Origin of the sequence: Mesorhizobium sp. M7A.F.Ca.CA.004.12.1.1 (assembly GCF_003997835.1) — a bacterium.
In the GTDB taxonomy this organism is placed as follows: domain Bacteria; phylum Pseudomonadota; class Alphaproteobacteria; order Rhizobiales; family Rhizobiaceae; genus Mesorhizobium.
In genome coordinates this window covers 1-11,440 of record NZ_RZRK01000095.1, presented here as the reverse complement: position 1 = coordinate 11,440, position 11,440 = coordinate 1, and the positions used below count along the sequence as shown (strand labels likewise).

12 protein-coding genes are annotated in these 11,440 nt (G+C 59.1%); 9 read left to right on the top strand and 3 right to left on the bottom strand.

The window, feature by feature from the left end; translation table 11 throughout:
* Positions 1-550 (top strand): HRDC domain-containing protein (locus EN984_RS07565; protein ID WP_206517412.1); only part of this gene is annotated, 550 nt, incomplete at its 5' end.
* Positions 551-810: 260 nt separating this feature from the next.
* Here EN984_RS07565 and EN984_RS07560 read toward each other — a convergent pair.
* Positions 811-1,707, bottom strand: a complete 897-nt coding sequence (locus EN984_RS07560) for a LysR family transcriptional regulator (protein WP_127266896.1) — start codon at positions 1,705-1,707, stop codon at positions 811-813.
* A gap of 277 nt (positions 1,708-1,984) precedes the next feature.
* On the opposite strand from EN984_RS07560, the gene EN984_RS07555 reads away from it, so the two are divergent.
* Complete coding sequence (locus tag EN984_RS07555) at positions 1,985-2,719, top strand: SDR family oxidoreductase (RefSeq protein ID WP_127266895.1); 735 nt, start codon at positions 1,985-1,987, stop codon at positions 2,717-2,719.
* 73 nt (positions 2,720-2,792) lie between these two features.
* Positions 2,793-3,392 carry an NADPH-dependent F420 reductase gene (locus EN984_RS07550; RefSeq protein ID WP_127266894.1) on the top strand — a complete coding sequence of 200 codons (600 nt, stop codon included), beginning with the start codon at positions 2,793-2,795 and terminating at the stop codon, positions 3,390-3,392.
* Positions 3,393-3,481: 89 nt separating this feature from the next.
* On the opposite strand, the gene EN984_RS07545 is transcribed toward EN984_RS07550, so the two are convergent.
* Together EN984_RS07545 and EN984_RS07540 are read right to left on the bottom strand one after the other, a co-directional pair.
* Entirely contained in the window at positions 3,482-3,775 is a 294-nt protein-coding gene (locus EN984_RS07545) for a hypothetical protein (RefSeq protein WP_164748768.1), read from the bottom strand.
* Between the two features lie 335 nt (positions 3,776-4,110).
* Complete coding sequence (locus tag EN984_RS07540) at positions 4,111-6,192, bottom strand: sensor histidine kinase (protein ID WP_127266893.1); 2,082 nt, start codon at positions 6,190-6,192, stop codon at positions 4,111-4,113.
* Between the two features lie 43 nt (positions 6,193-6,235).
* Between EN984_RS07540 and EN984_RS07535 the strand changes: the two genes are divergently transcribed.
* The 6 genes from EN984_RS07535 to EN984_RS07510 all read left to right on the top strand — a co-directional run.
* Positions 6,236-6,913 carry a response regulator transcription factor gene (locus EN984_RS07535; RefSeq protein ID WP_236382927.1) on the top strand — a complete coding sequence of 226 codons (678 nt, stop codon included), beginning with the start codon at positions 6,236-6,238 and terminating at the stop codon, positions 6,911-6,913.
* A gap of 282 nt (positions 6,914-7,195) precedes the next feature.
* On the top strand, positions 7,196-8,587 hold the full coding sequence (locus EN984_RS39345; protein ID WP_127383685.1) for a collagen-like protein: 1,392 nt from the start codon (positions 7,196-7,198) through the stop codon (positions 8,585-8,587).
* Between the two features lie 41 nt (positions 8,588-8,628).
* Positions 8,629-9,474 (top strand): DUF6065 family protein, encoded by an 846-nt coding sequence (locus EN984_RS07525; protein WP_306254310.1) that lies wholly within the window; start codon positions 8,629-8,631, stop codon positions 9,472-9,474.
* Positions 9,455-10,189: a L,D-transpeptidase gene (locus EN984_RS07520; RefSeq protein ID WP_127266890.1), complete on the top strand. Its 735-nt coding sequence runs from the start codon at positions 9,455-9,457 to the stop codon at positions 10,187-10,189. The genes EN984_RS07525 and EN984_RS07520 overlap by 20 nt, the downstream gene beginning before the upstream one ends.
* A gap of 412 nt (positions 10,190-10,601) precedes the next feature.
* Positions 10,602-11,036: a hypothetical protein gene (locus EN984_RS07515; RefSeq protein WP_127266889.1), complete on the top strand. Its 435-nt coding sequence runs from the start codon at positions 10,602-10,604 to the stop codon at positions 11,034-11,036.
* A gap of 71 nt (positions 11,037-11,107) precedes the next feature.
* Positions 11,108-11,440 (top strand): DUF3011 domain-containing protein (locus EN984_RS07510; protein WP_127383684.1); only part of this gene is annotated, 333 nt, incomplete at its 3' end.

Genomic DNA, 11,440 nt, shown 5'->3' with positions numbered 1-11,440 from the left:
CTTCGGTGCCGGCCATGTCATCGACATCCTGCTCGGCCATGAAACCGAGAAGGTGCTTGCCAGGAACCACCAGAGGCTCACGAGTTTCGGCAGCGGTCTGGCGCACAAGAAGGATTTCTGGCTGTCGCTGATCCGGCAGCTCGTCGCAGGCGGGTTCCTGATGCCGGATCCGGCCGGTCATGGCGGCCTCGCCATCGCCGAAAAAGGCCATGCGCTTGGGCGTGGCGAGATGCCGTTCCATTATCGTGTCGAGGTGCGCAGCCGCGCCTTGCGCGGCAAGACGCGCTCCGGGCAGGATTTCGGGCAATCGGATGTGGACACCGGGCTGCTGGCCGCGCTGAAGACCTTGCGACTGCGGCTCGCCAAGGAGCGTCAGGTGCCGGCCTATGTGGTGTTTTCCGATCGCACCCTGATCGACATGGCCGAGCGCCGCCCGCACGACCTCGACGCCTTCGCTGAAGTGAATGGAGTTGGGGCGGCAAAGCTGAAGGAGTTCGGCCAGGTTTTTCTGAGTGCGATTGCCGAGCACCAATCCGATGGCTCGGCCTGAGGTCAGATCAGCGACTGGTCACGCGCTCTGAAGCATAGGGATCTTCGGAGAAGGCATCCGTTCCGAGAGCTTCTGTTCCGTCGCCGCCCATTCCTACATCGCCTATGCCCCCGACGAGACCGATCAGTTCAATGTTCTCTGGCCGGCCAGTCGACAGATCAGGTTGAGACCGAGGCGTTCATCGACTTCATGGCTGAGCATCTGCAACCGCAATAGGTGCCGCTGTCCGCTCATTCACCGCAGCGTCGACCCGCTGGGCGTCAGTCGCGCGATATGGATAGTCCCGTGAGAAGCGGAGCGTAGGCGGCGAGCCTGCGGGATATGAACTCCGTGAAGAGCCGCACGCGCTTCGTCTTGCGTGTCTCACCCTGGGTGAGAAGCCAGAGCGTTCCGTACATGTGCAGATCGGTGCCCGGCACCCTCACCAGCACGGGGTCGGCATCTCCGACGAAGCACGGCAGTGTCGTGATCCCGAGACCTTGCCGTACGGCAACGATCTGCGCCTCGGCGTCCGTGGTCCTGAATGGAACCCCCGTGGTGCGAACCTCACCCGCGTTGGCCCATTCCGGAATCCCATGAGCGCTTATGACGATCCACCGGATGGGATCAGCTGCGCCCGCACGCCACGCGGCCAGGCGATCGCGGGACATGTAAACGCCGCCGAACACCTCCGGTCCCTTCAGGCCGTGAAGATTGAGCGGCAGGGTTTTGCGGTCGTAGACGACGCGGATCGCCACGTCGGCCTCTCGGTTGGTCAGATTTGCCAGTTCGCCGGACGACAGGATTTCCATCTCGATGTCGCGATGCAGACTCGCGAAATCGGCGAAGTCCGGCATGAGCAGGTGTGTCGCGAGGGGGGGTGCCAGCGTCACCCGCAGAAGCCCGCGCACGCTCTGGTCGCGCCCGAAGACGCGCGTCTCCAGCTGGTGAGACGACGCTTCCATCTGGTTCGCGAGCTCGAGGACCTCCTCGCCCGCAGCCGTCAGGCGGTAGCCCGAAGGCAGCTTTTCGAACATTTGCGCCCCGAGGCGTTCCTCAAGCTGTGCGATGCGTCGCAGCACGGTCGAGTGATTCACCCCGAGCTGCGCGCCGGCAGCCCGCACCGAGCCTCCGCGTGCGACGGCTAGAAAGTAGCGAATGTCATCCCAGTCGATCATGGTGCAATCCGGCACCGCGCGGTGCGCCTTCCAAAGCCCGTATCTAGCACATCCTACAGCGGTAGGGGCGGGACATCATAGCTTATGTCGACAGGGGCGGCGCAATTCCGAATGGCGGACACGGATCGTCGCGGCGGGCGTCAGCCCTGAAAGCGGATCGATTTTGCACCACCGATGTGCGCGCTTCCGCACTCACCACCTGACCCCGACGGGCCCATCTAGAGGTCCTCGGGGCGTACCCCGAACGAGCAAAGACAGAAGCTGGAAGGATTGAGTCATGGGAAAACTGGACGGTAAGGTTGCGGTTATTACGGGTGGCGCCACCGGCATCGGCCGCGCCGCAGCGAAGCGCTTCATCGAGGAGGGCGCCTTCGTCTTCATCTTCGGCCGCCGGCAGGACGCGCTAGACGCCGCTGTGGCCGAACTCGGGCCCAATGCCCGCGCGGTGAAGGGCTCGGTCTCGGATGAGGCCGACCTCGATCGGCTCTATGCGGCGGTGAAGGCCGAGCGCGGAACCCTCGACATCATCTTCGCCAACGCCGGGGTGGGAAGCCTGCTTCCGCTCGGCAAGCTCACCGCCGAGCACATTGACGAAACCTTCAACACCAATGTGAAGGGTACGATTTTCACGGTCCAGAAGGCGCTGCCGCTGATGGGCGAGGGCGGTTCGATTATCCTGACCGGATCGAGCGCCGGCACCACGGGCGCGCCCGCATTCAGCGTCTATAGCGCGAGCAAGGCGGCCGTGCGCAACCTCGCGCGGACCTGGGCGGAAGACTTGAAAGGCACCGGCATCCGGGTAAACGTGCTGTCGCCCGGGCCGACGGCGACCGAACTCGCGAAGGCAGCGATAGGCGAGGAGGGCTTGAAGGCCTTCGCCTCGATGAATCCGCTTCAGCGGATGGCCGATCCAGCGGAGATCGGGGCGGCGGCTGCGTTTCTCGCGTCGCCCGACAGCAGCTTCATGACCGCCAGCGAGGTCGCCGTCGACGGGGGCTTGGCGCAAATCTGACCCGCTACGCCCCGCCGTTCATCCATTCGATATCCCGAGCCCGCAGGGCCTGGTAAACTGAAGGAGAATATACATGAGCTATGCAATTATCGGCTTCGGCAAGATCGGCCAGGCTCTTGCCAAGGCGTTTGCCCGCAACGGCATCGAAGTGTCCGTGGCAACCACGCGCGACCCGGAAAGCTTTGCATCAGCCGCGGCCGCGATCGGACCCACGATCATCCCGAAAACGCTGGCGGACGCGGTCAAGGCGGACATCATCTTTTTGGCTGTCCGCTTCGAATCGCACCCAGATGTCGCGAAGGCGCTGTCAAGCTGGGAAGGCAAGACGATCATCGACGCGACGAACGTGTTTCCAGTCTCCGAAGAACTGGACGGTCTGCCGTCCTCGGCCTTCGTCGCAAAGGCGTTCACCGGCGCCAAGCTCGTCAAAGGCTTCAATCACCTGATTGCGGCCACCCTGGCTGCCGATCCGATCGTCGAGGGCGGCCACCGGGTCGTCTTTCTTTCGAGCGACGACGAGGACGCGATCGCTCCCGTGGCGGTCTTGGCCAAACAACTCGGGTTCGCACCGGTCAAGCTGGGGAAGCTCAACGAGGGCGGCGCACTGGTGCACGCACGCGGCCGCACTTGGGGCCAGCTGATCTTCCAGGATCAGTTCAAGAAGGAGCAATAACGGATTTACCGTGCGCCGTCAGAGTGGCCGGTGTTCGACGCCGGCCACATCGTCAGCCGAGCGCGCAAAGCGACGCGCTTGAAAGCGGCTTACATTTGCCTGGGATCCTTCGGCCGGCAGGTGCCTGCCGCCCATGAATCGTAGTTGCAATAGCTGATGTCCCAGCCGGCATCGCGTCTTTTGGAAGTTACCTCACGACCGCCCGCGCGGATGGGTCCGAAGCCACCCCAACTGCCATCCGAGCCTTTGTAATTTCCCATGACGCGATAATTGCAGTTGTTTACGACGAAGTTGCCGTCCATCGACACGCATGCCGATGCGACAGTGGAAAGACCGAAGAAGGCCGTGCCGGCGACTGTGATGGCGAGAGAGGCTTTGCGCATAGTGGTCTCCTAACTGGCTGGGCGAACCAACCATTACGAGACCTTGGGCCGGGCCTCTTCCCCCATTTGGGCTAAACCGGCTGGCAAATTCACAGCGGCTGGCTGCGCTTGCGGACGCCATGTGCGGAGATGCCGAATGGCCTGCCCATCGCCGAAGCTTTACGGCCTCCGCGAAGGCCAGAGTGTCCTGGGTCGGGCGGCTCTTCCGCCGCCTCTCTACCAGATCCGCAAGGTTTACCGGAGGTTAACGGTAGACAATGAGCGGCCGCAACTGTGTCTCTTTCCGACCATTTCTTCAGTCCTGGTTCGGCCCAAAAGCCATACGTCAGGGAGGGTCACTTTTCAGGGGCAGGCCAGTTCCCCTCGACGGGCAGTGAGAGGCGGAATGTCGACCCGTTGATGTCGCTGGCGGCCAGTATGAGACCGCCGCCGTGCTGCCGGGCGATCTCGCGTGAAATGTAGAGCCCTAAACCGGAGCCGTTTACCAATTGGCCCGCGGCGCGATAGTACCTCATGAATATGAACTCGTGGTCGTCGGGCGCTACGCCAGAGCCCTGATCCACCACGTGTACAAACGCCACGCCCTGCTCAGTCGACAGCCGGATCGTCACAGAGCTGGTCACCGATGAGTATTTCAGGGCGTTCTGGATCAGATTTTGTATTACAATCTCCAGCAGGTTGCGGTCACCTTTCACAATCACTTCGTCGCCGTGAGTGAAGCTAACACGTCCGGCCGCAGCATCATCCAACCCCGCTTCGGCGGCGTGCAAAACCTCATTCAGGTCGAACATCTTGATCGTGGGAAGAGTTTTCTGCCCACCATTGAGCCGGTCGAAGGCTAGGACGTTTTCAATCAGCGATGACATCCTTTTGACGGTCTGGCGGATCCTTGTGGTGCGCAACTTGATATTGTCGGCGCTTTCACCTGCAGAAGATGACAGATTGTCGGCGGCGGCAGAGATGACGGCCAAGGGGCCGCGAAACTCATGAGATACCAAGGCCACAAAGTCCCGCTGCTGAGCCAGAGCATCGTTGGCGGTGTCCAGAGCCTGCCTGAGCTTGAGTTCAAGCTGGTGACGTCGATCCACTTCCACCTTGAGCGAGGCGTTTCTTTCCCCAAGCTCTGCGGTCCTTTCGCGCACCTTGACAGTCAGCTCCTGCTCGGCCAACCGCGACACTGCGATGACGCGATCCTTCTCCTCGCTCAAGCTGCGCTCGGCAAGCCGCGTTCTCTTTGCGACGGCTGCGCTGAGCAACGCCAGGTGAATCACGGTCCCGCCGGCCAAGAATCTGGACAAAGAGCCGTCCAGCTGGAACGGGTTGGCCCCAGTATACATCACCTGCATCACCAGCAGGACAGAGATTACGCCCAAAAATGCAATCGCCGACAGTAGGTATTGATACCGTCGCCGCACAATGAGCAGATAGAGCACTAGCAGCGAAATGAAGATGAGAGACAGCTGCTGCAGTCGCGATACGAAAAACCCGACGTCGCCGTAGCGTCCCGCAATCGCAAAAGCCAAGGCGATGCCATTGAGCAGTACAACACCCTGGGAGACGCGCCACGCCCAGATCAAATGACGGTGAAACTCAAATAGTCTAGCCAAAAATAACATCATGACTATACTGTATAAGCAAACGATAATACCCCAAATTAGGTGTATGATTTTCGGCTCTAGGGACATCAGAACTTCGGATGCATATCCCATGTGGAAGAGACTTATTAGCCCAGACTCTATGATAACTGCGATGTATAGAAGATATAAAGAATCCCTGAGCCATACGGCATACAGAAAATTGGTGAAGACCATGACGAAAATAGCGCCAACCACCATGCCCATGATCCAATCGTCGAATCGGCGATACTCTTCATAGCCTTGACTCTGCCAAAGGTTCAGCGAAGTGGTGATCGAGGTCGACGATTGGAGTCGGATGTAATAATCGGTTCGAGTGGACGGCACGGAGATCGGGAAGACGGCCGGATATGCGTCGGCGTCTGCTCCATCCCCTAGGTTGAGTTGGCTAGGGGGCAAGACCGAATAACCTCCCGCCCCGTCAGAGACATACAGCGTGATGTGTTCGATCAAGGGCCGTTCTACCTGCAGCAGCCATTGCCTTGGAGCCGTTGAGGCAGACAGGGAGAACCGGGCCCAGATTGCGCCCTTTTGGTAGCCCCGCGTGAGCATCGAAGGGATGGGTTCGAACTGGATGTTGGAGCGCTTGGAAACGATATCGTTGATCGTGAGCGCGCCGGTGGGATCATGAAAGATTGCGAGGTGACCGCTGAGTGAAACCGGAGCCTTGAGGCCGTCCGTCGGTTTCAGCGGAAGCGCCCATAACGTTTGCGGCACAAGACACACAAACAATATAGACAATGCGGCGAATAAATGAAATCGAATGCTATCAGATTGCTGCATGGGGTCCGTAGATGGTCGGAGAAGGCTACAAGCGGGCGATCTCGTGATCGCCCCCCTTGTTTATCTTGTTGATGACGACAGGGATTTCCGCGAGGAGATGGTCTTCGGACTATCCAGATTGGGCCTGAACGTACATGGATTTCACAACGCTGCCGCCCTCTACCGAGCCTGCGCCGCCAAGCCGGCTGAAATCGTCATTCTCGACATTGGCCTGGAGGGCGAAGACGGCCTTTCCATAGCTTCCCATTTGCGGGCCTTGCAATCGGTCGGGATCGTCATGGCGACGGCCCGGAGTTCCATCGACGACCGGCTCAATGGTCTTGAAGCGGGCGCTGACGCTTACCTCGTCAAACCCATTGATGTTCGGGAGCTTGCTGCCACGGTGATGACGCTCAATGAACGTCTCAACAGGCGCCGCGCCCCTTCGTCTCCGGCCCCACGATGGACCCTGGAGGAAGGCTGCTGGGTGCTTACCGACGGCATGGGCCATCGCCTTCGCTTGACCACCTCGGAACGGCACTTTTTGGAACGCTTGTTCAGTGAGCGCGGCAAGACCGTCGATCGCCGCGCGCTCGTCGAAGCCATGGGCGCAGACATCTATGACTTCAACTATGCCCACCTGGACACCATCGTGAGCCGGTTGCGTCGAAGAGCCAAGAAATCCGACATGCTTCTCCCCTTGCACGCAATTCGAGGGTCAGGCTTCGCCTTCACCGATTAGAATGATCGTGCGGACCCTGTCCAGAGAGAAGATTGCCGATCTCATCAATTTGGGAGAGGACAGGGAGGAATTCGAGGAGCATCCTCAAACGACTGACAGTAAGTGTAATGATATGACAGTTACTGCGATTGTGAGGAATCACGAGATTAATTACTTCAAGGAAAGGATTGGATAAATCCGCATTCGTTAGATAGTTCGCATTCTATGCGCAATCGAACAGGAATGTGTCGTGCGCGTGGCGAGGTAGATAACGAGGGCGGCGGTGCGCAGAAGGGGTGCGGGATGCGGCAGCATAAGAGAGTTTTATTTGCCAGTTGTTCTATTCTAACCTTCGCATCCATCTATGTCGGGATTACCCCCGCGCTAGCGGGGGCGCCAAGCAACGAACAACTCTATCAGATGATTTTGGACCTGCAGCGAAATCAGAAGCAGATGGCGCGCAAACTTGAGGCCGCCTACGCCGAGACTGCCCAGGTTAAAGGAGAACTGGCCACCCTGAGGGGTTCGGTGGCCCAGAGTCGCGAGATGGCTGCGCTATCCTCGGTTGAGAGGCGCATGTACCTGTCAAGTCCGCAATCCGACACTCGTGCCGTTGCTGCGCCCAACGTGCGTGTCGGATTCGGCGCGGGAACCAATGGTCACGACCCGTATGCCTTTACCGACGGTTCCGTGGCGCTCCCGCTCGGTGAAAAATACGGCTTCCAGGTGGATGCGATTGGTGGCGTGACGCCAAACAGTAACTTCACAGGTGCCGCCGCGCATCTATTCCGCCGTGATCCGAAAGTTGGGGCGCTGGGTCTGTATGGAAGCTACCTTCATGGCGGAGGTGGTTACGATGATGGTGGAGTTCTTGAAAACGGCTATGTCGAAGGCAAGCTCGGCGTTGAAGGCCAGTACTATCTGGGCCGGGCCACGCTTGAGGGACTTGCCGGCATAGAATGGAACTCACTTGAAGAGGACGTCAGTCCGTTCGCCGAAGGCAGGGTCGGGTACTATCCTACGGATAACTTCAAGGTTAATGGCGGCCTGCGTCATCGCGACGCCTTTGGTGGTAGAACGCAACTTGTTGGCGGCGCCGAGTACCTGACCGAGTTCGGAAGCGGAATAGCGACTTCTATCTACAGTGATTTCAGCTTCGATCTGACGAACAGCGACGTCTCCTCAAGCGGCGATTTTTCTGCGATGGCCGGTTTGAGATTCCACTTCGGCACCAATGGCGATCGAAGCGCCCCGAAGACAGTTTTCTGCAAGGATCCGGACCAGAATTTCGAGTGCGCGGTCACGGATGGTCAGAACGATTATTATGCCGACAAGCCAGGTCGTTCCTTGATTCAGCGTGATCGTGGCGACTTCCTTCCATCGCACATCGTAAGAGACGTTGGCAACTTGCCGACGCCTTCCACCAATGTTTGGGGACAGCCAGGGGCGCCTGGCGCACCCGGCGAGGCTGGTGCGCCTGGAGTGCCCGGCGCGGAGGGGCCTGCCGGACCCACTGGGCCTGTCGGACTGCCCGGATCGGACGGGACACCTGGAGCGCCCGGCGATACCGGCGCGTCTGGACCTCCCGGCGCGCCCGGCGCGGAGGGACCCACTGGGCCTGCCGGACCGGTGGGACCTGCCGGACCGGAGGGGCCTGTGGGACCGGAGGGACCTACCGGACCGGCAGGCCCATAGTACCCCCTTCTGTCCTGGTCATGCCGCTACGGTTTGGCGGCATGATCAGCAACTTAGAATCGAATCGTTTGAGGATAGCGGAGAGTATGACCGGCCCGCGTCTTGACTGTATGATCCAGGCTCCGAACCCCCCTGAGCTTGTCGCCGCGGAGGGGACGCGAGATTGGATGGATGCGACCGACCAGCATTTCGCCTATCGTTGCACGCCGCTTTCAATCGCCAATGCCAGCGGATGGGAATTGTTGAACCCCATAAATGTGACTGTTACTTGGAACGGATACAACACCACAAAAGACATCGCCTTCCATGTAAACGAACCGAACGTCACGCACCGATTCATCAGCTCGACCTTCGGGCACGGCATAGTAACCTTTCATCCGGGTTACGTGTTTCGCACCGAGCCGGGCTGGATGGTGTGGGCTCGCGGCTCCCCCAACCGGATGAAGGACGGAATCGCGCCCCTGGACGGCTTGGTGGAAACCAACTGGCTGCCGTTCAGTTTCACCATGAATTGGCGCTTCACCCGCCCTGGGTCTGTCACTTTTGCCAAGGGCGAGCCTTTCTGTTTCATCACCATGATGCCAAGTGTCGCTATCGAGCAGGTGCAGCCGGTCATTCGTCCGATGGAGGACGATCCTGAGTTCCATAAAGAACATAAGGTTTGGAATAGCGAACGTCGACGGTTTTCGGCCGGGCTGCAGATGAACGACGAGCTTACCAAGGAGATGAAGTGGCAGAAGCACTATCTGCAGGGTGTTTCGCCGACGGGGAAATCGGTCGCGGATGACACTCACCGAGTAAAGCGAACTCTGAAGCGGCCGATCCACATCGACCAGTTGCGGGCCCAGGAAAAAGGTTCGCCAGTAGATGAAGCTAGCCAAGAGTAAGCGGCCTGTGCGCATTCCTCCAGTTGGATCGCTAGCATTTGGCCGTTCGATTAACGGGTCGGTTTCGAGCAGAGACGAAAGACCGGAATGCATCCGCCAGTTCGTGCGGTCGGGCTTTGTATTGGCGCTGGCGGCGCTCCTTGTCGGTTGCCTGGCGGATGGAAAAGGTAGCCCGAATACGGCTACAGAGTTAGTTCGCGTGAAAGCCGCTTACGCGAGGGAGCCGCATGAGGTCTTCATCGTCGATCGCAGCAAGTTTGACCAACGCTTTCTGCCTGTCGATGTGACGCCCCCGGAACGCTTGCCTGCCGGTACGGTGTTGATCGATACACAGCAGAGGTTCCTCTATCTATACCGCCTCGATGGAACGGCGCGGCGCTATGGCATCGCCGTCGGGGCTAGCGGTTACAGTTGGTCGGGCATTGCCAGCGTAGGGCGCAAAGCGGAGTGGCCCGCATGGTATCCGACTGACGACATGCGTAACCAGTCGCCCGACCTGCCGCGCATGGTCAGGCCCGGCACGCACAATCCGCTCGGCGCGCGAGCTCTCTATCTGTACAAGAACGGCGTGGATACGCTTTATCGTATCCACGGCACCTCAGAGCCCTGGACCATAGGAACTGAAGCGTCCTCAGGGTGCATTCGCATGCTCAACGAGGATGTGATCGAACTCTACAGTCTGGTGCCGCGGGGAGCAAAGGTCATCGTGAAGTGAGGCGAATTGAACAGGCGCAGGCAAACGCTTGCTGTCGGATGCCGCTGGACCATACCCACGCCGGCGGCACAGGTGACGGCAGATTTCTGCTTCTATCGATATTGCGTCATAGAGGGAGAATTTAAGACATAGGCGTCGCTGCTCGTATCGATAGCACTCGCGAATAAGGTTTTGGATACCTTAACCGTCATCTCTGTCCGTCATAATCGACGTTTAGGTATTCTTTTTTACACCTTTTGCGTGTACTGAAATAAAAAAAATCAATGGACGCGCCTATATATCAGTTCACGTCAGTGACGGCATGCCGTTCGTCTTCCCGTTCGCCGTCGGCATCAGTCAGGGCGCGAACGTCCGAAGGACAAATCCAGGCTGATGGGTTGGCAATTGAACGCACCGAGTGAAAGGACCTATGATGAGGCACTCTCTATTCATGCTGGTTTCCGCCGCGCTATTGAGTACCGCCGTTGCGGGTCCAGCGGCAGCGCAGACCGCCGCTGAAACAAACCAGGCCCTTGACGCGCTGTTCGGCAGTCACACAACCTATCAGCAGTTCTTCGACAAGCTGCAGAAGGCTGTCAGTGCCGGTGACAAGCAGACCGTCGCGTCGATGATCGATTATCCCTTCCGCGCCCGGATCGGCGGCAAGGCGATCAAGATAAACGACGCCGCGCATTTCGTGACGGATTACGACAAGATCGTTACCGCCAAGGTCAAACAGACCGTCCTCAAGCAGACCTATCCGACGCTGTTCGCCAATTGGCAAGGCGTCTCAATCGGTGATGGCGAGGTCTGGTTCTCCGGCGTCGGAGACGGCAACACCATCAAGATCACCGCGATCAACGACTGACACCTGGCGGAAGAAATTCCATTTTCGATGATACCGACGCAACCGATCGTTGACCACTCCGGAGGGTTCACATGCTACGTTACCTGTTCATTGCTTTGCTCGCGCTCGGCTCATCGTGGATGATCTCTGATGCCCGCGCACAATCGACCGTCGAATGCCAATCGAGGCACTATCAGTATGGCGAATGCTGGGCGGGCCCGCTGAGCAAGCCGCAACTCATTCATCAGACTTCCGGAAGTCCTTGTATTTTGAACCGGACCTGGGGCTACAATCCACGCAGCAAATATATTTGGGTCGCGCAAGGCTGCTCCGGAATTTTCGCCGATGTCGGCGGCTACCACCATGGACGTGGCGACAGCTTTGATCCCAATGCCCGCATGTATGACCATCGCGGTCATGACGTC